A 25,378-nucleotide genomic window follows, 5' to 3' on the forward strand; every position below is an offset into this window, starting at 1 on the left:
CGGCCGCGAAATATGTCAGGCGACGAGATCGGGCACCGGTCCGACATAGCGCGACTGCGGCCGGATCAGCCGTCCGGTCGCCTGCTGCTCGCGCGCATGCGCAATCCAGCCGGCGACGCGACCGGCGGCAAAGACGTTGGAGAACGCTTCTTTCGGGAAGCCGGCGGCTTCGAGCAGCAATGCCGTGTAGAATTCGACGTTGGTCTGGATCGAGCGCTGCGGCTTGGCGACCTTGAGCACATCGAGCGCCGTCTGTTCCACGGTCTCGGCGAAGGCCAGCCGGTTGCCCGTCTCCCGGCTTCCGGTATCCTTGCGGGAACCAAGTCGCCGCACGACCGCCTTGAGCACGTCGGCGCGCGGATCGCGCACACGGTAGATGCGATGGCCGAAACCCATGATGCGCTCGCCGCGTGCGATCTCGTCGCGCAGCCAGGCGGCGGCGTCGCCGCTGGCTTCGATGGCATCGAGCATCTCGATCACCGGTCCCGGCGCGCCGCCATGCAGCGGCCCCTTGAGCGCGCCGAGCCCGGCCAGGATCGCCGAGGTCAAACCTGCCTGCGTCGACGCCACCACCCGCGTCGCGAAGGTCGAGGCGTTGAGCCCGTGGTCGCTGACCGTCACCAGATAGGTGTCGAGCGCCTTGGCGAGCGCCGGCGATGACGGGCCGCCTAGCATTTTCAGCATATCGGCGGCGTGATCGGCGCGAGCGTCCGGCGCCACAGGCTTCTCGCCGCGGCCGAGCCGCAGCAGGGCAGGCGTCAGCACCGCCGGCGCCGCGACCAGCCTGAGCGCATCGGCAAGCGCCTCGCCATCCGGCAGAAGGGCGATGCCGGCGCGCATCGCGCGGTAGATATCGAGCGGCGCGATTTGGCCAAGCATCGGTTGCAGCCGTTCGAAAACCTCGACGCGGGCCTTGCCGATCGCTCTCTCCAGTTCGGCGTCGCCGGGAAGCTCGTCGAAGAAGCCGTCGAGCAGCAGGCGGACCACCTGGCCGTAGTGCCAATGGCCGGCGAGTTCGGTCAATGAGTAGCCTCGGATGGTGAGATGTCCGCCTGCGCCGTCGACATCGGAAAGCACCGTCTCCGCCGCCACAACATCATCGAGCCCGTTTGCCATGACCTTGTCTCCTTGACCTTTTGTGCACTGCAATTAATGCTGCGCGATCAATGCATCAATCTTGATCAACTGAATCAATATGAGGCGGCAAGCATGTCGGAATGGCTGACGCGGGAGGAAGCGCTGGCGCGGCTCAATGTCCGGCCGCAGACGCTCTATGCCTATGTCAGCCGCGGCCGCATCGGCATGCGGCCGGACGGGGTCGACCCGCGCCGCAGCCAGTATCGCGCCGACGACATTGCCGCGCTCGCCACCCGCCGGGCGCGCGGACGCAGCCCGCAGGCGATCGCCGAAAGCGCCATCGCCTGGGGCGAGCCGGCAATCACCACCGCCATCTCGACCGTGCTGCACGGCCGCCTCGTCTATCGCGGCAAGGACGCCGCGACGTTTGCGGCGACGGCGAGGCTGGAGGAAACGGCGGGCCTGCTTTGGGCTTCGGGCGCCCTGGTGTCTTTCGCGTCGCTGACCCCTTCGGCCGTTCGGGAGAGCGGCACGCAGACGGCCTTTGCAAGACTATCGGCGCTTGCGGCCGCGGGTCGGCCTTCGCTCGGCCGCCGGCCGGCCATGCTGCAGCAGGACGGCGCCAACGCCACAAGCGTGCTCGCGACATCCCTCGGCGCAAGCCCTGGGGCGGAGCCGGTGCATGAACGGCTGGCGCGCGGCTGGTCGGTCGACGCCGCCGGCGCCGATCTCATCCGCAGGGCTCTGGTGCTGCTTGCCGATCATGAGCTCAACGCTTCGACATTCGCCGCGCGCGTCGCGGCCTCGACCGGCGCGCCGATCGCGGCCTGCCTGCTTGCCGGCCTCGCCACCCTCACCGGCCCGCGTCATGGCGGTGCCGGCGCCGCGGCGATCGCGCTTGTCGAGGACGCCGAGCGGCTAGGCTCGGACGAGGCGGTCGCCCGCTGGCTCGCCCATGACCGGCCATTGCCGGGCTTCGGTCACCAGCTTTACCCCGAAGGCGATCCGCGCGCGGAGGCCTTGCTACCGCATGTCCAGGTCGATGACGCCCTGTTGCGTCTGCGCGGCAGCGTCCTTGCCGCTACCGGCCTGCATCCGAATGTCGATTTCGCGCTTGCAGCACTGACGCGGAGCCTGCATCTGCCCGCCGACGCGCCCTTCCGCCTGTTCGCGCTCGGCCGCAGCGTCGGCTGGACGGCGCACGCGCTCGAGCAGGTGACGAGCAACAGGCCGATCAGGCCCCGCGCCCGCTATGACGGGCCGGCCGAGAGAGCGGTGAGCGATGGAAAGCCGTAGGGTGCGCTGAGATTCAGGTCAGGCCGAGTCGAGAACGATGGCTTCCGAGAACCGGCCTACGCCGGCCGTAGCCTTCATAGAGCGGAGATCCTTATGAGGGCTTCGGCCGGCGAAGGCCGGAGCGGAGCGTACTTGAAGTACGTGAGCACCGGAAGCGCAGGAAGCCGTCGTTCGCAGGCCGCCTCACCTGAATATCGGCACACCCGTCAGGACATCGTATCCAGCTTGCGCTGCATCGCGGCGATCTGCGCCTTCAGTTCCTGCAGATCGTCGGATTTCTCTTCCTTCTTCGGCGGCTCGGCCGAGGCAGACGCATTGGTCCCTGCCGATGGGAACGGCGTGAACATGCGCATGGCGTTCTGGAACATCTCCACGTTCCGCCGTGTCTGCTCCTCCAGCGCTTTCATCGGCGTCTTCATCATGTCGATCGGCGTCTTGCCGAACGCGCCCTTCAGTTGCTCGCGGAACCGTTCCTGCTCCTTGGAGAAGGCGATCATCGACTGTTCGAGGAAGCTCGGCACGATCATCTGCATCTGGTCGCCGTAGAAGGAGATCAGCTGGCGCAGGAACGGGATCGGCAGCATGTTCTGCCCGTCCTTGTTTTCCAGCTCGAAGATGATCTGGGTCAGCACCGGATGCGTGATGTCGTCGCCGGTCTTGGCGTCCTGCACCGTGAACTCCTCGCCCTTCTTGACCATGTCGGCCAGATCCTCGAGCGTCACATAGGTGCTGGTGCCGGTGTTGTAGAGCCGGCGGTTGGCATATTTCTTGATGACGATTGGGTCGTCTTTTGCGGCCATCCGTATCCTCCCCAGGATACCGGCGCGTTCAGAGTAAGCGGCCGGTAACGATTGCGCCATTTGCCGAGGATATGCGCAAAAGCGTCATAATTCCAAGTGCTTTGTGCAGTGCGGCATCATTTAATGCGGAAAGGGCGGAGCAAATTGTGCTGCGCGGCAACGGCTGCGCCGTCACGATAAGCGCCCGACCTGCTTGCCGCGCATGGCGGCCATGCCCATTTCCGGTTTGACTCAGGTCCTTGAACGGGCAAGAAAAGTCCTCAAGGATAGCCCGAAACACGACACCTCGAAGTCTGGAGAAGAAAATGTCCGCTTCCAATTCAATCGTCGTCGCCAGCGCCGCCCGCACGGCGGTCGGCTCCTTCAACGGCAGTTTCGCCGCAACGCCCGCGCACGAGCTCGGCGCCGTCGTCATCAAGGAATTGCTGTCGCGGGCCAAGGTCGATCCGGCGGAAGTGGACGAAGTCATCCTCGGCCAGGTGCTGACAGCCGCTCAGGGCCAGAACCCCGCCCGCCAGGCTTCCATCAATGCCGGCCTGCCCAAGGAGACGACCGCCTGGGGCCTCAACCAGGTTTGCGGCTCGGGTCTCAGGGCCGTCGCGCTCGGCATGCAGCAGATCGCCACCGGCGACGCCAGGGTGATCGTCGCCGGCGGCCAGGAATCGATGTCGCTGTCGCCGCACGCCCAGCACCTGCGCGCCGGCGTCAAGATGGGCGACTACAAGATGATCGACACCATGATCAAGGACGGCCTGTGGGATGCCTTCAACGGCTACCACATGGGCAACACCGCCGAGAACGTCGCCCGCCAGTTCCAGATCACCCGCGACGACCAGGACGAGTTCGCGCTGGCCTCGCAGAACAAGGCCGAAGCCGCGCAGAAGGCCGGCAAGTTCAAGGATGAGATCGTCGCCTTCACCGTCAAGGGCAGGAAGGGCGACACCATCGTCGACCAGGACGAATATATCCGTCTCGGCGCCACGCTGGACGCCATGACCAAGCTGAAGCCGGCTTTCGACAAGGATGGCACGGTCACCGCAGCCAACGCATCCGGCATCAATGACGGCGCCGCCGGCGCGCTGCTGATGACCGAGGCCGAGGCCGCCCGGCGCGGCATCACTCCGCTGGTCCGCATCGCCTCCTGGGCGACCGCCGGCGTCGATCCGGCGATCATGGGCACCGGCCCGATCCCGGCCTCGAAGCGGGCGCTGGAGAAGGCCGGCTGGTCGGTCAAGGATCTCGATCTCGTCGAGGCCAACGAAGCCTTCGCCGCGCAGGCCTGCGCCGTCAACAAGGGCATGGGCTGGGATCCCTCGATCGTCAACGTCAATGGCGGCGCCATCGCCATCGGCCATCCGATCGGCGCCTCCGGCGCCCGCGTCTTCAACACGCTGGTCTATGAGATGCGCCGCCGCGGCGCCAAGAAGGGTCTCGCCACGCTGTGCATCGGTGGCGGCATGGGCGTCGCCATGTGCGTCGAGGCGCTCTGAGCTCGGCGAATAGCGAATAGGGAGTAGCGAATGGGGAAGAAAAGCGCTGCGCGCCGGGACGACAGGTCCCTACTCGCTATTCGCTACTCCCTATTCGCTCAGACGATTTTAAAGGGAGGACCACATGAGCAAGGTAGCAATCGTCACGGGCGGATCGCGCGGCATCGGCGCGGCCATATCGGTGGCTCTGAAGAATGCCGGCTATTCGGTTGCCGCGAACTATGCCGGCAATGACGAAGCGGCTGGGAAATTCAAGGCCGAGACCGGCATTCCCGTCTACAAATGGTCGGTCGCCGACTACGACGCCTGCGCCGCCGGCATCAAACAGGTCGAGGCCGATCTCGGACCGGTCTCGGTGCTGGTCAACAATGCCGGCATCACGCGTGACGCCATGTTCCACAAGATGACCCGCGAGCAGTGGAAGGAGGTCGTCGACACCAACCTCTCCGGCGTCTTCAACATGACGCACCCGCTGTGGAGCGGCATGCGCGACCGCAAGTTCGGCCGCGTCATCACCATCTCCTCGATCAACGGCCAGAAGGGCCAGGCCGGCCAGGTCAATTATTCCGCCGCCAAAGCCGGCGACATCGGCTTCTCGAAGGCGCTGGCGCAGGAGGGGGCCCGCGCGGGCATCACCGTCAACGTCATCTGTCCCGGCTATATCGCGACCGAGATGGTCAAGGCGATCGACGAGAAGGTGCTTAACGAGCGCATCATCCCGCAAATTCCGGTCGGCCGGCTCGGCGAGCCGGAAGAGGTCGCGCGCTGCGTCGTCTTCCTGGCGTCGGACGAGGCCGGCTTCATCACCGGCTCGACGATCAGCGCCAATGGCGGCCAATATTTCACCTGAGATCCATTTTGCCTGAGATCTTTTGACACCGCGGCAGCCGGCCCGACGCAATCGGGTCGGCTGTTTTTCCGGGCCGCGCGATGTATGCCTCAATTCGGCACGCAAAAGTTAACGGCCTCCCCGCGCCCTGTGCGAAACCTTGTTCACAAGCTGTGAGTTTTCGGTGCGCAAGCTGTGGACAACACCATATCTGGGGGTGAACAAACCGGGAAAATGCGTGGATCGCTGATTCGTCGCCGATTCGTTCCGGCTTTGACCGCAAAGTTAACGCCGAGGCTCGGAAATGGCGCTGAAAAGATTAACGGCGGTTAGGAAAGATCAACCATTTCATAATCTTGGCGACCGCGCCCAAGCCGGCGATGATCGTTCACCAGCAAAAGTTAACAGCCCCCGCGGCCCGTCCGAGCCAAGCATGAAACGGGCCAGTTCCCGGATTCAGCATGTGGTGAGACTCATCGTCAAAAAATCCACATATAGCCGTGAACAAAACCTGAATCAGAACGAGTCAGTGATTCGTCGCCGATTCGTTCCAGACTCGTTCCAACGGTTAATCTGCAACGGATTTGACCTTGCCTGTCGTTGCGCCATCTCTTGATGCCATCTCTTGATGGGAACATTCCGCTTTCGCTTCGCGTCTGAAATCCCTATGTGTCGGCTGTCATACGCGGCGGCACCGCCGCGTCCCCGACAACAAGCGGCAGAAAGCGTCATTTCCGGGCCGATGAATATCCAGCCGAAACACTCCCAGCCGCTGATCCTTTCGGGCCGCGACGTGACCGCCGTGCTCGGCCCCACCAACACCGGCAAGACCCATCTCGCCATCGAGCGCATGGTGGCGCACGAGACCGGCGTCATCGGCCTGCCGCTGAGACTTCTTGCCCGCGAGGTCTATGCCCGCGTTTGCGAGAAGGTTGGCGCGCACAAGGTGGCGCTGGTCACCGGCGAGGAAAAGATCGTTCCGGCGGGCGCCAAATATTCCGTCTGCACCGTCGAGGCGATGCCGCGCGAGACCGATGCCGCCTTCGTCGCCATCGACGAGGTGCAGCTTGCCGGCGACCTCGAGCGCGGCCACATCTTCACCGACCGCATCCTGCATCTGCGCGGCCGCCAGGAGACGCTGCTTCTGGGCGCCGCCACCATGCACGGCATCCTGCAGAAACTGCTGAAGGGCGTTTCGGTGGTGACGCGGCCGCGCCTGTCGCACCTTGCCTATGCCGGCTCGAAGAAGCTCACCCGTCTGCCGCGGCGCACGGCGATCGTCGCCTTCTCGGCGGACGAGGTCTATGCGATTGCCGAGCTGATCCGCCGCCAGCAGGGCGGTGCCGCCGTCGTGCTCGGCGCGCTCTCGCCCCGCACCCGCAACGCCCAGGTGGAGATCTTCCAGTCGGGCGACGTCGACTATCTCGTCGCCACCGACGCCATCGGCATGGGACTGAACCTCGATCTCGAGCACGTCGCCTTCGCCCAGAACCGCAAGTTCGACGGCTACCAGTACCGCAACCTGACCGCCGCCGAGCTCGGCCAGATCGCCGGCCGCGCCGGCCGCCACCTGCGCGACGGCACCTTCGGCGTCACCGGCCAGGTCGATCCGTTCGACGAGGATCTGGTCAAGAAGATCGAGGGGCACGATTTCGACCCGGTGAAGGTGCTGCAGTGGCGCACCGCCGACTTCGATTTCTCCAGCCTCGACGCGTTGAAGCGCTCGATCGAAACCAACGCGCCGGTCGAAGGCCTGACCCGGGCGCTGCCGGCGGTCGACGCCCAGGCGCTGGAGCACCTGTCGCGCGACGAGGACATCAGGGCGCTCGCCACGGCCAAGGAGCGCGTGGCGCTGCTTTGGGAAGCCTGCGCGCTGCCCGACTACCGCAAGATCGCGCCGGCCCAGCATTCTGACCTCATCGCCTCGATCTACATGGACCTTGCACGCCGTGGCCATGTCGATGAGAATTACATGGCCGAGCAGGTGCGGCGAGCCGACACCACGGATGGCGATATCGACACGCTGTCGCACCGGATCGCCCAGATCCGCACCTGGACCTTCGTCTCCAACCGGCCTGGCTGGCTGGCCGATCAGCTACACTGGCAGGAAAAGACGCGCGAAATCGAAGACAGATTGTCGGATGCGCTGCATGAGCGGTTGACGAAACGCTTCGTAGACCGCAGGACTTCCGTCCTCATGCGGCGCCTTAGAGAAAATACCATGCCTGAAGCCGAAATCAGCCCAACCGGAACCGTCCTCGTCGAAGGCCATCACGTCGGCGAGTTGCAGGGATTCCGCTTCACCGCCGACCAGAGCGCCGGCGGCGAGGACGCCAAGGCGGTGCGCACCGCAGCCCAGAAGGCGCTCAGCGCGGAGTTCGAGGCGCGCGCCGAGCGCTTCGCCGCCTGCGCCAATGGCGATCTGGCGTTGGGCTCGGACGGCGTCCTGCGCTGGATCGGCGCGCCGATCGGCACGCTGGTCGCCGGCGACGAAGCACTCAAGCCGCGGCTCGTGCTGCTCGCCGACGAGCAGCTTACCGGCCCGGCCCGCGACAAGGTGGCGGCGCGCGCCGAGCGTTTCGTGAATTTCCAGATCGAAACGCTTTTGAAGCCGCTGGTCGATTTGAAGAATGCCGAGCAGCTCGCCGGCATCGCGCGCGGCATCGCCTTCCAGCTCGTCGAGCATTTCGGCCTCATCAACCGCCGCGACATCGCCGAGGAGATGAAGTCGCTCGACCAGGAGGGCCGCGCGGCGCTGCGACGCCTCGGCGTGCGCTTCGGCGCCTACCATGTCTTCGTGCCGGCGCTGATCAAGCCGGCGCCGGCCGGGCTGGTGACGCTGCTGTGGGCGCTGAAGAACGACGGCAAGGACAAGCCGGGCTTCGGCGACGTGGTGCATGCGCTGGCATCGGGCCGCACGTCGGTGGTCATCGACCCGGCCTTCGACAAGACCTTCTACAAGCTCGCCGGCTATCGCAATCTCGGCCGCCGCGCCGTGCGCGTCGACATCCTCGAGCGGCTGGCCGACCTGATCCGTCCGGCGACCAACTGGAAGCCCGGCCTCGGCCAGCGTCCGGACGGCGCCTATGACGGCCACGCCTTCATGGTGACGCCGCCGATGATGTCGATTCTCGGGGCCACCGCCGACGACATGGAAGAGATCCTCAAAGGTCTGGGCTATCGCTCCGAACCGAAGCCGGCCGCCGAGGTGAAGGCCAAGCTCGACGCGCTGGACAACGCGGCCCGCGAGGCCGCCGCCGCGAAGCTCTCAGCGGAGGAGGCCGCTCGGATAGCAAAGGCGGCCGAGGCATCGACCACGGATGCCGTTGCCGAAGCGGCTGCCGAAGATTCGGAGGCGGCGGCTGAAGTGCACGCCGCCAAGGAAGCCGAAACCACAGGCGAGCCTGCTGCCGAAGCAGATGCAGAACCCGCTGCTGAAGCAGAAGCGCGCACCCAAACCGTGGCGGCGAACGACGCCGCGGCGGAACAAACCGATGAACTGGTTGCCGTTGCCGAGGCTGAGCCAACTGCCGAAGCGGCACCTGCGGCGGAAAGTGGCGAGAGCGCTGCTCGGTCCGATACCGCCGCGGCAACGGAAGCCCCGACGGACGCCGCACCGGAAGCCGCCGCCGGCGAAACCGCAACCGAGCAGGAAGAGCCTAAGCCGATCCTTTTGTGGCGGCAGGCCCGTTTCGACCATCAGCGGCCGCGCCACCGTCATGACAACCGCCGCGACAATCGTCCCCGCAACGGCCAGGCGGCACGCGATGGCCAGCCAGGCGCCACGGGTGGCCAGGCCGGCGATCGGCCGGCTCATGAGGGACGCCGCGACCAGCGCGAGGGCGCCGGCAAGCCGCGCTTCGATCGCTCGAAGTTCAAGCCGCGCCCGGAACGTGACGGCGAGCGGCGCGACGGCAAGCCGCAAGGCGAGCGCACCGACCGCCGCGAGGGGCGGCCGGACTGGAAGGGCAACAGGCAGGACGGCAAGGGCAATGCCGGCAAGCCGGCCTTCCAGGGCAAGCCGCGCGACGAGCGCCCGCAGCGCTTCGACCCGGACTCGCCCTTCGCCAAGCTCGCCGCCTTGCGCGACCAGCTGAAGAAATAGCCCAGGCCGGTTGCGATGGTTGGAGAAGGCCGCCAGCGCATCGACAAATGGCTGTTCTTCTCGCGTGCGGTGAAATCGCGCTCGCTGGCGGCGAAGCTGGTGGTTGCCGGACGCGTCCGCATCAATCGCGACAAAGCAGCGCAGGCCTCCGATCTGATCAAGGCCGGCGATGTGCTGACCATCACGCTCGACCGCCGGATCCTGGTCTGGAAGCTGCTCGGCTGCGGTTCCCGGCGCGGCCCGGCCGAGGAAGCGCGCCTGCTTTACGAGGACATGTCGCCGCTGCCGACGCCGAAGGGCGAGGCCGTTCCCGACGCCATTCCGGCGCTGCGCGAGGCCGGCAGCGGACGCCCGACCAAGCGGGAGCGCCGGCAAACCGACCGGCTGCTCGGCGAAGACTAGAAGGAACCATCCGAACTCGTCGCGACAGCCGGCTGGAATTCCATTCCGCCACGCTGCCCCAGCCGGCAGGCCCTGCCCTTGCAAGCGACGGACAAAGGCGTTACCTCACCTTGAAAAGCCCGACAAAACGGGACCTCCCGGAGCTTGCAATGACCTATGTCGTGACCGACAATTGCATAAAATGCAAATACATGGACTGCATTGAGGTCTGTCCGGTCGACTGTTTCTACGAAGGCGAGAACATGCTCGTCATCCACCCGGATGAGTGCATCGATTGCGGCGTCTGCGAACCGGAATGCCCGGCCGACGCGATCAAGCCGGATACCGAGCCGGGCCTCGACAAATGGTTGCAGGTCAATTCCGAATACGCCGAGAAATGGCCCAACATCACCGCCAAGAAAGAGCCGCCGGCCGACGCCAAGACCTTTGACGGCGAGACCGGAAAGTTCGAGAAATATTTCTCGGCCGAGCCTGGCGAAGGCGACTGACGGCTCAGCCGCCCAAGTCGGCATGACGCGGCGTAACGGAGCCGATACAATTGCTGTCTTGACAGGCAGCGATGGCGCTTGACGTTAGCGAACGCAGCAAAACCTTGATTCTTCCGACTTTTTGTGTTACATCAAACCAAACATGCCGGTGACACAACGTCGATTTATGGCGCTAACGCCCCAAATCACTGAAAGGTGAGCTTTTCAAACCCCAACCAGAGCGATCTGGGGCAGGCGGTCGCATTCGTGCGGGTTGTCGGTCTCGGTTTTTCCGGCGGGTTCACCTGTTGTGCGGCTAACGATCGGCCAACGCCGGTCACGTGGGTTCAGCCGGCGCCGCCATGCCGGCGCTACAACTAAGGAGTTCAGGGCGTAATGGCAACGATCACCCCGCAGAAGAAGTCCACCGCGGCCCGTCACGGGTTCAAGACCGGTGAGTTCATCGTCTATCCGGCGCATGGCGTCGGCCAGATCGTGGCCATCGACGAGCAGGAAGTCGCGGGTCACAAGCTGGAGCTGTTCGTCATCGATTTCCAGAAGGACAAGATGCGTCTCAAGGTGCCGGTCGCCAAGGCGACCTCGATCGGCATGCGCAAGCTGTCGGAAGAGGATTACGTCGACCGCGCGCTGAAGGTCGTGCAGGGCCGCGCCCGCATCAAGCGCACCATGTGGTCGCGCCGCGCGCAGGAATATGACGCCAAGATCAATTCCGGCGACCTGATCTCGATCTCGGAAGTGGTGCGCGACCTCTACCGCGCCGACAACCAGCCGGAGCAGTCCTATTCCGAGCGCCAGCTCTATGAAGCCGCGCTCGACCGCATGGCCCGCGAGATCGCCGCCGTCAACCGCATGTCGGAGACGGAAGCGGTGCGCCTCATCGAGGTCAACCTCAACAAGGGCCCGAAGCGCGGCGCCAAGGCCGACAACGAGGAAGCCGAGCAGGAAGAAGCTGCCTGAGCTTTGCGCTCAACCGAACACGAAAAACCCGGCCTTGCGCCGGGTTTTTTTTGTTGGGTCCGGCGCCAAACCTATCCCTCGCCGCCGGCTTCCTTCTGCGCCTCTTCCTGGCGCAGCGAGGCGATAAAGCGCTTGGTCCGCTCACGCTCCGGATTGTCGAACACGATGGCGGCCGGGCCCTTTTCGACGACCGAGCCGGCATCGAGGAACACCACTTCCTGCGCGATCTTGGAGGCGAGCCTCAGATCGTGCGTGGCCATCACCATGGTGGTGCCATCGCGGGCCAGCTGTCCCAGCACATCGACCACTTCCTGCGCCAGTTCTGGATCGAGCGCTGAGGTCGGCTCGTCGCAAAGCAGCACGCGCGGCGACGGCGCCAGCGCCCTGGCGATCGCCACGCGCTGCTGCTGGCCGCCGGACAGCGTCGCCGGCCAGGCATCGGCCTTGTGCGCCATGCCGACCTTTTCGAGCAGCGCCAGCGCCCGCTCGCGGGCCCTGGCCTGCGGCCATTTCAGCACCGTCACTAGCCCTTCCATGACATTCTCGATCGCGGTGCGATGGGGAAAGAGCTGGAAGTTCTGGAACACCATGCCAGTCTGCAGGCGCACGCGCTGGACATCCCTTGCCGGCACCTTTGCGCCCGCGTGAAATTCCAGTGTCTCGTCGCCGATGCGCAAGGTGCCGGAGGTCGGGATCTCCAGCAGGTTGATGCAGCGCAAAAGCGTGCTCTTTCCCCCGCCCGACGGCCCGACCAGCGCCGTGACGCTGCCCTCGTCGATGCTGACGGTGACGCCCTTCAGGACAAGGTTGTCGCCGAAGCGCTTCTCGATATCGGTGAGGCCGATCATGCATTGGCCTCCAGGAAGCCGCCATACCGATTGAGCCGCACCTCCAGCCGAGCCTGCAGCGCCGACAGCACCGAACTCATCGCCAGGTAGAGCGCGGCCGCCTCGACATAGAGGATCAGCGGCTCGTAGGTGGTGGCGACGATGCGCTGCGCGGCCTGGAACATCTCGGGCACCGTTATCGCCGCCGCGAGCGATGTGTCCTTGACCAGCGAGATGAAGGTGTTGGAGAGCGGCGGCACCGCGACGCGGCCTGCTTGCGGCAGGATCGTGCGCCGCATCGCCTGGCTCCAGGTCATGCCGATCGAGTAGGAAGCCTCCCATTGCCCTTTCGGCACCGAGCCGATGACGGCGCGGATGATCTCCGAGGTGTAGGCGCCGATGTTGAGCGTGAAGCCGATCAGCGCGGCGGGAAAGGCATCGAGCAGGACGCCGACCGACGGCAGGCCATAGAAGATCAAAAACAGCTGCACCAGCAGCGGCGTGCCGCGAAAGATCCAGACATAGAACCGGACGAGCGCGACCAGCGGCTTCGGGCCGAACAGCCTGATCAGCGCCGTGACCAGCCCGGCGATGAGCCCGAGCGCGAAAGACAGCAGCGTCAGCGGCACGGTGAAGATCAATGCCGCCCACAGCAGCGTCGGCAATGATTCCAGCATCAATTGCAGCCAGTGCGGCACGGAGCCCTCTCTTTTCCGGATGCGAAAGCGTCTGCCCGGTATCTGGATGACTATCACGCAAAAACCGGCGGACCGTCAAAGACGGCCCGCCGGGATCAAAAGAACGAAGCTGGTGTCTTACTGCGAAACGTCCTGGCCGAAATAGGTGTCGGCGATCTTCTTGTAGGTGCCGTCGGCCTTGATGTCGGCCAGTGCCTTGTTGATCGCCGCCACCAGTTCCGGATCGCCCTTGCGCACGATGACGCCGGAATAGTCCGCGTTCTCTTCCTGCGCGGCGATCTTCACACTGGCGTCGGGCTTGTGCTTCTTGAAGTCGAGGAAGGACAGGCTGTCGTTGATGGTGGCGTCGGCGCGGCCGGTGAGCAGCAGCTGGATCGACTGGTCGAAGCCGTCGGTGCCGACCAGCTCGGCGCCGTTCTTCTCGGCGAGCTTGCCGAAATTCGAGGTCAGCGACTGCGCCGCCTTCTTGCCCTTGAGATCGGCGAAGGTCTTGATGTCGCTGTTGTCGCCGCGCACGATCAGCACCGCCTTGGAGGCGATGTAGGGATCGGAGAAATCATACTTGGCCTTGCGCGCGTCGGTGATGCCGACCTCGTTGATGACGGCGTCGTAGCGGTTGGCGTCGAGACCGGCGATCAGGCCGTCCCACTTGCCTTCGAGGAATTCCACCTTGACGCCGAGCTTTTCGGCGATCGCCTTGGCGATCTCGACGTCGAAGCCGACCAGCGTGCCGGATTCGTCATGATAGGTGAAGGGCGCGTAGGTGCCCTCGGTGCCGACCTTGATGACCTCTGCCTGCTTGATCTGGTCGAGATTGGCGCCGGCGTGACCGGCTGTAACCGCCAGAACCTGCAACGTTCCGGCGACGAGGAGCGATTTGAGCCATTTCATTTTTCTGTGATCCCGTTTTGACCGGTGCCCCGGCGCATTGTGAGAGCCGCAAACTGACAGATAGATGTCCGCGAAATAAGGAACCAGATTTCAAACATTGGCTCGGCCAGAAATCTGATCCTCAAAATCGATGCAAATCGCGACAGGCACGCGCCCGGGATCGATAACAAAACCGTGCGAGGCGCAATGCATGCGCGCCTCCGCCGCACGGAACCATCCATGCGCCTGACACGTTGCAGGCTGTTGTAGGGCGCGGCAGCGTCTTTTCAACCGCCATCGGCGCAACGACCTCCAAGAGGAGCCCGCATGATCGAGGATGTGGCAGGACGGACACTGGTCCGGGCGGCAATGAAGGCTCCCTATCTCGAGCGCGACGAGGAGCATCTCCTGGCCATACGCTGGAGGGAGAAGAACGACCAGGACGCGCTACACATGATCACCGTCGCCCACATGCGCCTGGTGATTTCGATGGCTTCCAAATTTCGCCATTACGGCCTGCCGCTGGGCGACCTGATCCAGGAAGGCCATGTCGGCCTGCTGGAGGCCGCGGCCCGCTTCGAGCCCGCCCGCGAAGTGCGTTTCTCGACCTACGCCACCTGGTGGATCCGCGCCTCGATGCAGGACTATATCCTGCGCAACTGGTCGATCGTGCGTGGCGGGACGAGTTCGGCGCAGAAGGCGCTGTTCTTCAATTTGAGAAGATTGCGCGCCCGGCTCGCCAATGGCGCCGAGCCGATCTCCAACGCCTCGCTCTATCGCGAGGTCTCGGCCGCGCTCGGCGTGCCCGAGGCCGACGTGGCGATGATGGATTCGCGCCTTTCGGCACCCGACAGCTCGCTCAACGCCCCTTTGGCCGACGAGAACGGCGCCGCCGAACGGATGGATTTCCTGGTCTCGGAGGATCCGCTTCCCGACGAGGTGGTCGGCGAGACGATCGACATTGAGCGCCGCGCCATCTGGCTGAAAAGCGCGCTCGGCGCGCTCAACGCCCGCGAGCTCCGGATCATCGAGGAGCGTCGGCTGAGCGACGACGGCGCCACCCTGGAATCGCTCGGCGAAGCGCTCGGCATCTCCAAGGAACGCGTCCGCCAGATCGAAGCGCGGGCCATGGAAAAGCTGCGGGTGGCGCTGGTCAAGCAGAACCCGGAATTCCTGGCGGAAGCAGCCTGAGCAGCAACTTGAAGTTGCTGAGGCCAAAATATCTATAAATATCTATAAACCCAAAATATATCGCGAACGCAGCGACCTTTCTTCTTTTCCAAATCGGCGTATTGTGAATTCTTTAACAGACCCGCGTGCCGCAACTGGTCTTTGTTGAGCCAACATACCATAGCGGATGGGGGATTTGCCATGCTGCGATGCTACGCGTTCCTTGCGGCCTTGATCCTCGTGGGGTTCACGGCGTTCGAAGCTCACGCCGATCGCAGGGTTGCCTTTGTGATCGGCAATTCCGCATACCAACAAATCCCGGCGCTTAAGAATCCGGACAAGGATGCTCGTGACGTGGCGAACACGTTCCGCTTGGCCGGCTTCGATGTGTTCGTCGCCAGGGATCTCACCAAGCTGGAGTTCGAGGAGCAGTTCCGCAACTATCTTGCCGCGGCCGACGGCGTCGATCTCGCAGTCGTCTATTATTCCGGCCATGGCTTTCAGATCGGCGGCGAGAATTTCCTCATCCCGGTCGACGCCTCGCTGAAGGCCGCGGCCGACATCGAGGTCCAGGCGATCAAGCTCGACGACGTGCTGGAGCAATTGCGCTCGAAGTCGAAGATCCAGGTGATCATCCTCGATGCCTGCCGCAACAATCCGTTCCCGCGCAAGGACTATTGGCTGCGCGACCAGCTGATCGTCGCCGGCGACACCGGCCTGGCGCAGGTGAAAAGCTCGCTGAACACGCTGATTGCTTTCGCCACCGAGCCGGGAGCGGTCGCCTATGACGGCGCCGGCAGCCTCAGCCCCTTCTCATCCGCCTTCACCCGCCGCGCGCTGGCGCCGGACCAGGAGATCCGCGCCGTGATGGCGGCCGTGCGCCGCGACGTGGTCAAAGCCACCAACGGCAAGCAGGTTCCCTGGGAAAACTCCTCGCTGATCGACGACGTGGTGCTGTTGCGCGGCCCGAGCCAACCGGCGCCGGAGAAAGTCCAGCCGTCGGGCGTCGAGCTTGGCGCGCTGAACCTGCCCAGCGGTGCCGCCGAGGCGATCGAAAGCCGCGACATCAGCATTCCAGTCGGCGTTGGCCCGGTTTCATTGAAGCTGGACTTTCCGACCGGGGATCCCGCGGTCAGCCTGAAGCTGGCGAGCTATCCGGCAACCGGAATGCTGTCGTTGCCGGATCGCATATTGCCGCCTCAATCGAGCCTGACGGCCGATGAAGTCGACAATCTGCGTTACGAGCCGCAGATCGGTTCGGCAACTCCCGTCGAGGTTGGCTTCGAAATCCGCGCCGGCAACGCGTCCAGGTCGGCGACGATGAAGCTGTCGCCAAGCCTCAACCCCTGCGACCAGGCCGCGGGCGCGCCGCTGGACCTGCAAGGCGTCGTTCGCGGCAGGTTGCCGAACGAGATCGGCGGCGCGGCTGTCGAGGCTTGCGAGGCGGCGGTGACGGCCTACCCCGATGTCGCCCGCTTCCACTATGAGCTCGGGCGGGCGCTGCTGGCGGCCGGCAAGGTCGATGAGGCCAGGAAGGCCATCCAGGATGCCGCCGACAAGGGGCATGTCCGCGCCGTCTTCGAGCTCGGCTCCATCGCCTCGTCCGGAATAGGGACGGCCGTGGATCCAACGAAAGCAAGCGGCTTCTATTCGCAAGCTTCCGACAAGGGAGACCCTTACGCCATGGCCGCCTGGGGACGCGCCTTGTTCAATGGCCTCGGCGTCCAGCGCGATACCGGCAAGGGGCTGGACCTTCTGCTCAGGGCGGCGGCGATGGGGCATATCAACGCCATGAACGATCTCGCCCTGATCTTCCAGGAAGGCCGCAATGGCGTGCCCGCCGACCCGGCCCGCGCCCTGGCTTTCCTCAGAGCCGGCATCGAACGGCAAGGCGTGTATTCGATGAGCATTCTCGGTCTTCCCGCGCGCAGCACCCAGACGGCAGCGGTGTGCAAGCCCAAGGTCGTGCGGAAAACAATCACCAAGATAAAGGTGGTCCGCATACCCACGCCAAAGACGCCACCGGTCGTCGAGGTACCGATCGATACCGGACCGGCGCCTTGGCGCGGCAGTAACGGCGATCATCCCGAGCCCCGCGGCGGCGGCGGCTCCGATGACGGAAGCTCTGAAGGCAGCAGCAGTGGCAGCTCTGACACCGGCACCAGCACCGGCTCCGACACAGGAAGCACCGGCGGCTTTGACGGCGTCAGCTCCGGGCTCTTCTGACGGATACCAACAGCGTTGGCGTGCGCGGCGCCAATCGAACAGACGGCGCCGAGTCGTCCTCGCGGAAACCGCCTGAATGCGGGCGCTGGCCCTACCTGTCGGTGACGATCTTGACCTTGTCGCCGGCCGATACGGTCGCGCCGGGCGACATTGCATTGAGCACGCGGAAGAGGTCGAGCTTGCGGTCGACGCCGACCATCTGGGCGGCAAGCGTGCCCATGTTCTGGCCCGGCTGCACGGTGACCACCCTGATATGCAGCGGCTTCAGCGCCGCTTTCTCGGCCGCGCTCAGCGTGCGGAACGAACCGCTGACCGAGCGCGCGACCGGCTCCAGCGCGCTGCTGGCCGAAGGCGCGGCGGTGAGCAGCCGGTAGACCTGCCCGCCGGCGCGGATGACCGCGATGTCGAACTGCCAGCCTTGCGCGCGGGCATGCGCCATCGCCGCCTCGTTGCCGTTGACCGTTTCCTGGCGCACGCTCGAGTCTTCAAGTCCGGCGACCCAGCCGCTTCGGATGTAGTCGGTCAGCGACACCGACTTGTCGATCGCCACGCCGTCGAATCGGATGGCAATGTCGCCCGGACCGGTCGCGGTCACGGCGGCCGCCGAATTGTCGATGACGAAGCCGTCCGGCACCGAGAACGAGACGCCGAGGCCCGGATGCAGGAAGGTCTGCCCGCGCACATAGCCTTCTTCCGGCGTGTCGCCGTAGAGCAGGCCGTCAATGCCGGCGAGGAAGGCATCGCGGTCGCGCGTGCCGACGCCCGGTGGCCCGAAATTGCGGGCAAGGCGCTGCGCCAGCTCGATGCGCTGCGGCGTGTTGGGGTGCGTGGCCAGGAAGTCGAGGCTGGCATCGGTGGCGCCGCTGACCGAGCGGAAATCGGTATAGGCCGACATCGACTGCAGGAAGCGGCCGGCGGCATAGGGGTCATAGCCCGCCTCGCCGATCGACTTGATGCCGATGGCGTCGGCCTGCAGTTCCTGGTTGCGCGAGAACTGCGCCAGTTTCAGCTTGCCGCGGATGAGCGCCGCCTTGGCGGTCGGGCTGTCGCCGAGCACGTCGGAGACCACCTTGGTCGCCAGCCCTTCCTCGGCCTCGAGCTGCTGCCGCTGCAACCCGTGATTCGCGGTGACGTGGCCCATCTCATGCGCGATGACGGCCGCGAGTTCCGAGGAATCGTTGGCAAGCGCCAGGAGCCCGCGCGTGACGTAGAGATAGCCTCCCGGCAGCGCGAAGGCATTGACGTTGGGCGAATTGAGAATGGTGATGCGATAGGTCTGGGTCGGGTTGGCCGACACCACCGTCAGGTTGCCGACGACCTTGGCCACCATGCGCTCGAGCTTCGGATCGGAATATTCGCCGCCATAGGTGGCGAGTATCCGCGGATGCTGCGCTTTCGCCATTTCGGCGAGCTTGGCGTTGGCGACGACGTTGTCGACCGTGATCGGCTTGTCAGAGGGCTGGAAGCCGGACTCCTGCACGTCCGGCGGCGTGAACATCTGGCAGCTCGCCAGCGCCACGGCAAAGCCGGCCATCGCGAAAAATCGCGCCAGCGGCCTCGTCCACACTCTCTCGATGCCGGTCGTCAGATCGGCTTCCTTTCGAAATCTTTCGGCAAATCACGGCCACTCCGGACCAGCATGGCCGGACCTAGCCACACTCCCCCGGACAAGGCAAGCAAACGCCGGATTACCCGCAGCCGGTTTGGCCGCAAATTATGTCCGCTTCCGGGCAATGTGTTGTCATCCGGCAACGCTGCCGCCTCGATCGCCGATATAGCGCCGGAAGGCGACCGGTCCAGAGCCGTCGAAGAAATCGGCGGCCGACCCCGTTGCCGCGACGCTGCCCTCGTCCACAAACACGATCTCCTGACCGATGCGGCGCGCATCCTCCGGCTGGTGGGTGACGAAAACCACCGTCATGTGCCGCTCGGCATGGATGCCGGCCACAAGGTCGAGCATGTCGTCGCGCAGCGCAGGACCAAGCGAGGCGAAAGGCTCGTCGAGCAGAAGCACCGGACGGTCGCGCAGCAGCACCCTTGCCAGCGCGACGCGCTGGCGCTCGCCGCCCGAAAGCTCGCGCGGCAGCCGCTTCTCCTTGCCGGCAAGGCCGACGCGCCCCAGTGCCTCCGAGACCGAATGACGGTCGGCGGCAGTGAGCTTGAGCGATGGCGAGCGGCCGAGCCCGACATTGCCCTCGACCGAAAGATGGGCAAACAGATTGTTTTCCTGGAATACCATCGACACCGGGCGCGCCCAAGGCGCGGCAGTGCCGACATCGACGCCGCCGATCAGCACCTTGCCCGCATCGGGCGATTCGAAGCCGGCGACCAGGTTGAGCAGCGTCGACTTGCCTGAACCGCTTGGCCCCATGACGGCGGTGATCCTGCCGGCGGCGAATTCGGCGTCGAAGCGGAACGACGCCTCGCCATAGCTGAACGAAACGCCCTTCAGCGCGACGGCGAGCGCCTTCTGTGCCGCGATCCCGTCGGTCGTCCCTGTCATGCCGTTGCCTCCCGCCCCAGCCAATCGGCGGCGACCACCAGCATCAGGCAGACGAGGCCGAGCAGCAAGGCCAGCCCCGCGGCGTCGGCGGTCCGGTAGCTGCCCATGCGCGCCAAGAGAAGATAGGGCAAGGTCTGCACCGAATCGCTGCCGAACAGCGCGATCACGCCGAGGTCGCCGAGCGACAGCGCCATGGCGAAGGCGAAGCCCGTAGCGAGCGGCCGCCTGAGCGCCGGCCAGTCGACCAGGCGCAGCCGGTTGCAGCCGGAAATGCCGAGCGCCAGGCAGAGCCGCTCATGACGCTCGCTCGCCGCATCGTAGGCCGGGCGAACGGCGCGGATGGCGAACGGCATCGCCATCACCGCGTTGACGGCGACGACCATGACCGGCGCGATGGCGAACACATCGGTGATGGTGCGCAGGGCCAGGAACCAGCCGGCGCCGACGACGATAGGCGGCACGACGAGCACGAAACCGGCGCCAGTGTCGGTGGCATGCTCGAGCAGCGACGTGGCGCCGCCCGCGCGCCACCGCATGGCCAGCGCGCGCCGGGCGGCGATCAGCGCCAGGGACAGCGCGACGCTTGCCAGCGCCGACAGCAAAGCAAGCCCGGCGCTGGTGAGCGTCGCCCGGCGCACCGCCTCCTCGCCGGCCAACCGTCCGAGATCGGCCTTCAGGCCGGCCAGCACGGTCGCCGCCATCGGCCCGGCGACGAACAGCAGGGCAAGCGCGATCAGGCCGGCATTCAGCACCGTCTCAGCCTTGCCTGCCGCAAGATAGCGCCGTGGCGCGACCGGCAAATTGGCGTCGCCGACCGTGTTGGCGCCGAGCCGCGTCAGCATGGCGACCACGACAAAGGTCAGAACGATCTGGAGAAACGTCAGTGTCACGGCCCGCGCGGGATCGAAATCGAAGCGCAGCGCCTGGTAGATGGCGACTTCCAGGGTCGTCGCGGCCGGTCCGCCGCCCAGCGTCAGCACGATGGTGAAGGAGGTGATGCAGAGCATGAAGACCAGCCCGGCGACGCCCGGCAACGTCGCGCGCAGCGCCGGCCATTCGATCAGCCGCAACGCCGGCCAAGCCCCCATGCCGAGCTGGCTCGCCATCCGCCACTGGTCGGCCGGCACGGTGCCAAGCGCCTCCAGGAACAGGCGCGTGGCCAAAGGCAGGTTGAAGAAGACATGCGCGATGAGGATGCCGGAAAGGCCATAGATGCCAGGCCATTCCCCGGCGCCAAGACTGCCGAGGACGCCGGCAAAGTAGCCGGCACGGCCGTAGAGTGCCAGTATGCCGAGCGCCGCCACGATTGCCGGCAGCGCCAGCGGCACGGCGAAGAGCTGCAGGATCAGCCGACGGCCCGGAAAGCCCGGATGCCGGGACAGGGCGCGTGCCACCAGCAGCGCCGGCGCGACCGACAGCAATGTCGACAGCAGCGCCTGCCACAATGTGAAGCGTGCGACGCGCAGGAGATAACCGTCGAAGGCGGCGAGAGCGCCGGATGGGTCGTTCGCGCCTTCGAGGATGAGCCCGGCGAAGGCGCCGCCGATGAGCACGGCGATTGCCACCAGGGCGACGATGCCGGCGGTGACGCGGGAGTCAGGGCGCGGTGCGGACTGCACGCTGCACCAACGGGGTTCGAGCCAACGAACGCCGCGTTCCTTCGCGCCCCCCTCTGTCCTGCCGGACATCTCCCCCTCTAGGGGGGAGATTGGCCGTCACATCGGCTTTCGCCAATCTCCTGCGCTGAAGGACTGAGCGAGGCGCCCAAGCTGCCGATCTCCCCCCTTGAGGGGGAGATGTCCGGCAGGACAGAGGGGGGTGGCTTGGCGCAGACATCGACGAGATCGAAAGCCTACTTGCTCATCGCCGCCAGCCACTCGTCCACCCAGGCCTTGCGGTTGGCCGCGACCTCTTCCGGGCTGAACAGCAAGGTCTTGGTCGGCTTCACCAGTTTGTCGAAGGCCGGATTGAGCGGCTTGTCGGTCTTGCCGGCCGGAAACATCCAGTTGGTCTCGGGGATGACGTCCTGGAATTTCGGTCCGGTCATGAAAGCGATGAATTTTTCCGCCAGCGGGTTCTTCGCGCCCGTGGTGGTGATGCCGGCGACCTCGATCTGCAGGTATTCGCCCTCCTCGAAGGACGCCGCCTGGTAACGTTCGGTGCTCTCGGCCACCATGTGGTAGGCCGGCGAGGTTGTGTAGGACAGCACCATCGGCGCCTCGCCCTTGGTGAACAGGCCGTAGGCCTCGCTCCAGCCAGGCGTCACGGTGAGCACTTTTGCCTTGAGCTTCGCCCAGGCTTCCGGCGCCTTGTCGCCATAGACCGACTTCACCCACAACAGCAGCCCCAGGCCGGGCGTCGAGGTGCGCGGATCCTGGATGACGATCTTGTCGGCGGCGTTGCCTTCGACGAGTTCCTTCAGGCTTTTCGGCGGGCTCTTCAGCTTCTCGGTATCGTAGACGACGGCGAAGTAGCCGTAGTCGAAGGGCACGAACGTGTCATCGCTCCAGCCGCCCGGCACATTGGTGCCGGACACTTCACCATGCGGCACGAACAGTCCGCTCGCCTTGGCGTCGGCCGTCAGGTTGGTGTCGAGGCCGAGCACGACGTCGGCCTTGGTGCCGGCGCCCTCCAACTTGACGCGATTGAGCAGCGCCACGCCGTCGGCGACGGAGACGAATTCGAGATCGCAGCCGTATTCGGCTTCGAATTCCTTCTTCACCGCGGGTCCCGGACCCCAGTCGGCGGTGAAGCTTTCATAGGTATAGACGGTGAGCTTGTCCTTCGCCTCGGCGGGCGCGATGCCTGCCAGAAGTGAAACAAAGCCTATCGCGAGAATAAGCCGGGACAACAATGAGCGCATCGGCGCCTCCTTCGTTCGCGTTAAAGGAATTGAGGCGTCGGATGGTCCGAAACGTCTAATCCCTCCGCCGGTACAAACCGGATCAGGTTCAGCGGGTTGGCTTTGTCGCCTCTCAGCCGGTTCGCGAAGTCAGCGTCCGGCACCCCGTTAGAGCGTTTCGAGACATAGGCCCGGCCGATGCGGCGCGCAAGCGGAAGTTTGCCGGGCATCCAATGCATCACGGCCTATTCTGGAACGCGCGCCGTTTGGTTTGGATGCGCCTGGCTTCCGTTTCACGACCGGGGCTGGTAAGGGCGACGCCCATGGGCACATTCACCATCCTGCTTGGCGGCGACCTCGTCCGCACGCCTCGGCTCGATCGCCAGATCGAAGGCTCCCGCGTCATCGCCGCCGACGCCGGCATCGGCCATGCCCGCATGCTTGGGCTGATCCCTGAGCTTTGGGTCGGCGACTTCGACTCGGTGCCGGCGAACCTTCCGGCCGACCTCGCCGCCGTGCCGCGCAAGATCTTTCCGGCCGAGAAGGACAAGACCGATGGCGAGCTGGCCATCGCCGAAGCGCTCGCGCGCGGCGCCACCAGCCTGGTGCTGGCCGGCGCCTTCGGCGGCAAGCGCGCCGACCATGCCTTCCTGCATCTGGCTCTCAGCGTGCGGCTGGCCGAGGCGGGCACGACGGTGCTGCTGACCAGCGGCGCCCAGGAAGGCGTGCCCATCCTGCCCGGCACAGCCGGCTTCGACTACGCCGACGGCACGCTGTTTTCGGTGCTGGGCTTTTCCGAGCTCGCCGGCCTGACGGTCTCCGGCGCCAAGTGGCCGCTTGACCGTGTCGAGGTGGCGTTCGGCTCCTCGCTCACTATATCAAACGAGGTCAAGGGCCGGCTCGAGATCGCGCTCGAGCGTGGCCGGGCGCTGCTGCTCGCCCATCCCTATCCTCTTCCCGAAAGCTGACATGGCTCCGCCTCTTCTCAATCTCGACGGCATAAAACTGACGTTTGGCGGCACGCCGCTGCTCGACGGCGCCGCGCTCAGTGCCTCCGCCGGCGAGAAGATCGCGCTTGTCGGCCGCAACGGCTCCGGCAAGTCGACGCTGCTCAAGATCGCCGCCGGGCTGATCGAGCCGCAGGATGGCGAGGTCTTCCGCCAGCCTTCGGCGACGGTTCGCTATTTGCCGCAAATGCCCGACATGGACGGCTTTGCCTCTGTGCGCGCCTATGTCGAGGCAGGGCTGGGCCCGGCCGACGACCCGCATCGCGCCACCTATCTGATGGATCATCTCGGCCTGACGGGGGAGGAACGGCCGAACGACCTTTCCGGCGGCGAGGCGCGCCGCGCGGCGCTTGCCCGCGTCATGGCGCCCGAACCCGACATCCTGCTGCTCGACGAGCCGACCAACCATCTCGACCTGTCGGTCATCGAATGGCTGGAAGAGGAGCTTGCCCGCACCTCGTCCGCCGTCATCCTGATCTCGCACGACCGTCGCTTTCTCGAACGCGTCTCGCGTGCCACGGTCTGGCTCGACCGCGGCCAGACGCGGCGGCTGGACAAGGGGTTTGCGCATTTCGAGGAATGGCGCGACCAGGTGCTGGAAGAGGAAGAGCGCGAGCAGCACAAGCTTGGCCGCCAGATCGTGCGCGAGGAGCATTGGCTGCGCTATGGCGTCACCGCCAGGCGCAAGCGCAACATGCGCCGCCTCGGCGAGCTGCAGGCCATGCGCCAGCGCTTCCGCAGCCATCGCGGCGCCGAGGGCACCGCGACCATGGTGGCGAGCGACGCGGCCGAATCCGGCAAGCTGGTGATCGAGGCCAAGGGTATCGAGAAGAGCTTTGGCGACCTCACCGTCGTCAAGGGTTTTTCGACCCGCATCCAGCGCGGCGACCGTGTCGGCCTTGTCGGCCCCAACGGCGCCGGCAAGACGACGCTGCTCAAGATGCTGACCGGAGAGCTGACGCCGGATGCAGGCACAGTGCGGCTCGGCGTCAATCTGGAGATCGCGGCGCTCGACCAGAAGCGCGAGGCCGTCGACCCGCAGGAGACGCTGGCGCATTACCTCACCGACGGCCGTGGCGAGAACCTCGTGGTCAATGGCGAGCAGCGCCACGTCGTCTCCTACATGAAGGATTTCCTGTTCAAGCCGGAACAGGCGCGCACGCCTGTGCGCGAGCTTTCCGGCGGCGAGCGGGCGCGCCTGCTGCTGGCTCGCGTGCTGGCCCGGCCGGCGAACCTCCTGGTGCTCGACGAGCCGACCAACGACCTCGACATGGAGACGCTGGAGCTGTTGCAGGAACTGGTCGCCGGCTTTGCCGGAACGGTGATCCTGGTCAGCCACGACCGCGATTTCCTCGACCGCACCGTCACCAGCGTGATCGCGCCCGACGGCGGCGGCCGTTGGGTCGAATATGCCGGCGGCTATTCCGACATGCTGGCGCAGCGCGGCGGCTCGAGGCTTGAAGAGCGCCGGGCGAAGTCCAAGGCCGAAACCGCCGACGCGGGCGTTGCGCCCAAGGCCGAGCTGACAACCTCGAAAGGGCCGGCGAAGAAACTCTCCTTCAAGCAGAAATTCGCGCTGGAATCGCTGCCGAAGAAGATCGAGGCGGTGACGGCTTCGATCTCGCGGCTGGAGAACAACATCGCCGATCCGTCCTTCTACGAGCGCGATCCCGTCTCGTTCCAGAAGACCATCGCGGCGCTCGACAAGGAGCGCACGACGCTGGCGGCACTTGAGGAACAATGGCTTGAGCTGGAGATGCTGCGGGAGGACATGGAGGGATAACCCTTGCC

Annotated in this window: 21 protein-coding genes and 1 riboswitch; of the genes, 11 read left to right on the forward strand and 10 right to left on the reverse strand. The window is 65.5% G+C overall.

From position 1 onward, the window contains the following. Positions 1–15 precede the first annotated feature (15 nt). Positions 16–1,116, reverse strand: coding sequence for a citrate synthase/methylcitrate synthase (locus EN874_RS08115; protein ID WP_127425904.1), 1,101 nt, complete (start codon positions 1,114–1,116; stop codon positions 16–18). Between the two features lie 93 nt (positions 1,117–1,209). On the opposite strand from EN874_RS08115, the gene EN874_RS08120 reads away from it, so the two are divergent. Continuing rightward, positions 1,210–2,373 (forward strand): citrate/2-methylcitrate synthase, encoded by a 1,164-nt coding sequence (locus EN874_RS08120; RefSeq protein ID WP_127425903.1) that lies wholly within the window; start codon positions 1,210–1,212, stop codon positions 2,371–2,373. Positions 2,374–2,579: 206 nt separating this feature from the next. On the opposite strand, the gene phaR is transcribed toward EN874_RS08120, so the two are convergent. Both phaR and EN874_RS08130 read right to left on the reverse strand, forming a co-directional pair. Continuing rightward, a complete protein-coding gene (phaR, locus tag EN874_RS08125; protein ID WP_126087150.1) occupies positions 2,580–3,173 on the reverse strand; it encodes a polyhydroxyalkanoate synthesis repressor PhaR in 594 nt (197 codons plus the stop codon). 28 nt (positions 3,174–3,201) lie between these two features. Next, positions 3,202–3,492: a hypothetical protein gene (locus EN874_RS08130; RefSeq protein ID WP_127425902.1), complete on the reverse strand. Its 291-nt coding sequence runs from the start codon at positions 3,490–3,492 to the stop codon at positions 3,202–3,204. On the opposite strand from EN874_RS08130, the gene EN874_RS08135 reads away from it, so the two are divergent. From EN874_RS08135 to EN874_RS08160, 6 genes are all read left to right on the forward strand, one after another. Further along, positions 3,479–4,663 (forward strand): acetyl-CoA C-acetyltransferase, encoded by a 1,185-nt coding sequence (locus EN874_RS08135; RefSeq protein WP_127425901.1) that lies wholly within the window; start codon positions 3,479–3,481, stop codon positions 4,661–4,663. The genes EN874_RS08130 and EN874_RS08135 overlap by 14 nt on opposite strands. A gap of 124 nt (positions 4,664–4,787) precedes the next feature. After that, the gene (gene phbB / locus EN874_RS08140) at positions 4,788–5,513 is read left to right on the forward strand and encodes an acetoacetyl-CoA reductase (RefSeq protein WP_126087148.1); all 726 of its coding nucleotides are present in this window, start codon (positions 4,788–4,790) and stop codon (positions 5,511–5,513) included. A 721-nt stretch (positions 5,514–6,234) separates the two neighbouring features. After that, positions 6,235–9,597, forward strand: a complete 3,363-nt coding sequence (locus EN874_RS08145) for a helicase-related protein (protein WP_127425900.1) — start codon at positions 6,235–6,237, stop codon at positions 9,595–9,597. Positions 9,598–9,612: 15 nt separating this feature from the next. Further along, a complete protein-coding gene (locus EN874_RS08150) occupies positions 9,613–9,999 on the forward strand; it encodes an RNA-binding S4 domain-containing protein (RefSeq protein ID WP_127425899.1) in 387 nt (128 codons plus the stop codon). A 149-nt stretch (positions 10,000–10,148) separates the two neighbouring features. Beyond that, positions 10,149–10,487, forward strand: coding sequence for a ferredoxin FdxA (gene fdxA / locus EN874_RS08155; protein WP_126087145.1), 339 nt, complete (start codon positions 10,149–10,151; stop codon positions 10,485–10,487). 375 nt (positions 10,488–10,862) lie between these two features. Next, complete coding sequence (locus EN874_RS08160) at positions 10,863–11,444, forward strand: CarD family transcriptional regulator (protein ID WP_040974338.1); 582 nt, start codon at positions 10,863–10,865, stop codon at positions 11,442–11,444. A gap of 71 nt (positions 11,445–11,515) precedes the next feature. Here EN874_RS08160 and EN874_RS08165 read toward each other — a convergent pair whose 3' ends face one another. The 3 genes from EN874_RS08165 to EN874_RS08175 form a co-directional block, all read right to left on the reverse strand. Next, complete coding sequence (locus EN874_RS08165; RefSeq protein WP_127425898.1) at positions 11,516–12,292, reverse strand: amino acid ABC transporter ATP-binding protein; 777 nt, start codon at positions 12,290–12,292, stop codon at positions 11,516–11,518. Then, a complete protein-coding gene (locus EN874_RS08170; RefSeq protein WP_126087143.1) occupies positions 12,289–12,969 on the reverse strand; it encodes an ABC transporter permease subunit in 681 nt (226 codons plus the stop codon). The genes EN874_RS08165 and EN874_RS08170 overlap by 4 nt, the downstream gene beginning before the upstream one ends. Positions 12,970–13,086: 117 nt before the next feature. Next, the gene (locus EN874_RS08175) at positions 13,087–13,860 is read right to left on the reverse strand and encodes an amino acid ABC transporter substrate-binding protein (RefSeq protein WP_127425897.1); all 774 of its coding nucleotides are present in this window, start codon (positions 13,858–13,860) and stop codon (positions 13,087–13,089) included. A gap of 306 nt (positions 13,861–14,166) precedes the next feature. On the opposite strand from EN874_RS08175, the gene EN874_RS08180 reads away from it, so the two are divergent. Together EN874_RS08180 and EN874_RS08185 are read left to right on the forward strand one after the other, a co-directional pair. Further along, the gene (locus tag EN874_RS08180) at positions 14,167–15,030 is read left to right on the forward strand and encodes an RNA polymerase factor sigma-32 (RefSeq protein ID WP_126087141.1); all 864 of its coding nucleotides are present in this window, start codon (positions 14,167–14,169) and stop codon (positions 15,028–15,030) included. A 180-nt stretch (positions 15,031–15,210) separates the two neighbouring features. Continuing rightward, complete coding sequence (locus EN874_RS08185; protein WP_128261467.1) at positions 15,211–17,235, forward strand: caspase family protein; 2,025 nt, start codon at positions 15,211–15,213, stop codon at positions 17,233–17,235. Positions 17,236–17,326: 91 nt separating this feature from the next. Here EN874_RS08185 and EN874_RS08190 read toward each other — a convergent pair whose 3' ends face one another. The 4 genes from EN874_RS08190 to thiB all read right to left on the reverse strand — a co-directional run bounded on the left by EN874_RS08190 (position 17,327) and on the right by thiB (position 22,601). Continuing rightward, entirely contained in the window at positions 17,327–18,769 is a 1,443-nt protein-coding gene (locus EN874_RS08190; protein WP_127428589.1) for a M48 family metalloprotease, read from the reverse strand. 207 nt (positions 18,770–18,976) lie between these two features. Beyond that, complete coding sequence (gene thiQ, locus EN874_RS08195) at positions 18,977–19,738, reverse strand: thiamine ABC transporter ATP-binding protein (RefSeq protein ID WP_127428590.1); 762 nt, start codon at positions 19,736–19,738, stop codon at positions 18,977–18,979. Continuing rightward, positions 19,735–21,426, reverse strand: a complete 1,692-nt coding sequence (gene thiP, locus EN874_RS08200; protein WP_127428591.1) for a thiamine/thiamine pyrophosphate ABC transporter permease — start codon at positions 21,424–21,426, stop codon at positions 19,735–19,737. Before thiP ends, thiQ begins: the two co-directional genes overlap by 4 nt. Positions 21,427–21,590: 164 nt before the next feature. Further along, positions 21,591–22,601 carry a thiamine ABC transporter substrate binding subunit gene (gene thiB, locus EN874_RS08210; RefSeq protein ID WP_127428592.1) on the reverse strand — a complete coding sequence of 337 codons (1,011 nt, stop codon included), beginning with the start codon at positions 22,599–22,601 and terminating at the stop codon, positions 21,591–21,593. 42 nt (positions 22,602–22,643) lie between these two features. Continuing rightward, positions 22,644–22,758: riboswitch (TPP riboswitch) on the reverse strand. A 145-nt stretch (positions 22,759–22,903) separates the two neighbouring features. On the opposite strand from thiB, the gene EN874_RS08215 reads away from it, so the two are divergent. Both EN874_RS08215 and EN874_RS08220 read left to right on the forward strand, forming a co-directional pair. Then, on the forward strand, positions 22,904–23,548 hold the full coding sequence (locus EN874_RS08215; RefSeq protein WP_127428593.1) for a thiamine diphosphokinase: 645 nt from the start codon (positions 22,904–22,906) through the stop codon (positions 23,546–23,548). A 1-nt stretch (position 23,549) separates the two neighbouring features. After that, a complete protein-coding gene (locus EN874_RS08220; protein ID WP_127428594.1) occupies positions 23,550–25,370 on the forward strand; it encodes an ATP-binding cassette domain-containing protein in 1,821 nt (606 codons plus the stop codon). Positions 25,371–25,378: the final 8 nt, after the last annotated feature.

Source organism: Mesorhizobium sp. M1D.F.Ca.ET.231.01.1.1, from assembly GCF_003999155.2.
Lineage (GTDB): Bacteria > Pseudomonadota > Alphaproteobacteria > Rhizobiales > Rhizobiaceae > Mesorhizobium.

Coding starts and splice junctions, on each gene's coding strand:
- EN874_RS08115 (WP_127425904.1), bottom strand. CDS start 1,116: ATGGCAAACGGGCTCGATGATGTTGTGGCGGCGGAGACGGTGCTTTCC.
- EN874_RS08120 (WP_127425903.1), top strand. CDS start 1,210: ATGTCGGAATGGCTGACGCGGGAGGAAGCGCTGGCGCGGCTCAATGTC.
- phaR (WP_126087150.1), bottom strand. CDS start 3,173: ATGGCCGCAAAAGACGACCCAATCGTCATCAAGAAATATGCCAACCGC.
- EN874_RS08135 (WP_127425901.1), top strand. CDS start 3,479: ATGTCCGCTTCCAATTCAATCGTCGTCGCCAGCGCCGCCCGCACGGCG.
- phbB (WP_126087148.1), top strand. CDS start 4,788: ATGAGCAAGGTAGCAATCGTCACGGGCGGATCGCGCGGCATCGGCGCG.
- EN874_RS08145 (WP_127425900.1), top strand. CDS start 6,235: ATGAATATCCAGCCGAAACACTCCCAGCCGCTGATCCTTTCGGGCCGC.
- EN874_RS08150 (WP_127425899.1), top strand. CDS start 9,613: ATGGTTGGAGAAGGCCGCCAGCGCATCGACAAATGGCTGTTCTTCTCG.
- fdxA (WP_126087145.1), top strand. CDS start 10,149: ATGACCTATGTCGTGACCGACAATTGCATAAAATGCAAATACATGGAC.
- EN874_RS08160 (WP_040974338.1), top strand. CDS start 10,863: ATGGCAACGATCACCCCGCAGAAGAAGTCCACCGCGGCCCGTCACGGG.
- EN874_RS08165 (WP_127425898.1), bottom strand. CDS start 12,292: ATGATCGGCCTCACCGATATCGAGAAGCGCTTCGGCGACAACCTTGTC.
- EN874_RS08175 (WP_127425897.1), bottom strand. CDS start 13,860: ATGAAATGGCTCAAATCGCTCCTCGTCGCCGGAACGTTGCAGGTTCTG.
- EN874_RS08180 (WP_126087141.1), top strand. CDS start 14,167: ATGATCGAGGATGTGGCAGGACGGACACTGGTCCGGGCGGCAATGAAG.
- EN874_RS08185 (WP_128261467.1), top strand. CDS start 15,211: ATGCTGCGATGCTACGCGTTCCTTGCGGCCTTGATCCTCGTGGGGTTC.
- EN874_RS08190 (WP_127428589.1), bottom strand. CDS start 18,769: ATGGCCGGCTTTGCCGTGGCGCTGGCGAGCTGCCAGATGTTCACGCCG.
- thiQ (WP_127428590.1), bottom strand. CDS start 19,738: ATGACAGGGACGACCGACGGGATCGCGGCACAGAAGGCGCTCGCCGTC.
- thiP (WP_127428591.1), bottom strand. CDS start 21,426: ATGTCCGGCAGGACAGAGGGGGGCGCGAAGGAACGCGGCGTTCGTTGG.
- thiB (WP_127428592.1), bottom strand. CDS start 22,601: ATGCGCTCATTGTTGTCCCGGCTTATTCTCGCGATAGGCTTTGTTTCA.
- EN874_RS08215 (WP_127428593.1), top strand. CDS start 22,904: ATGGGCACATTCACCATCCTGCTTGGCGGCGACCTCGTCCGCACGCCT.
- EN874_RS08220 (WP_127428594.1), top strand. CDS start 23,550: ATGGCTCCGCCTCTTCTCAATCTCGACGGCATAAAACTGACGTTTGGC.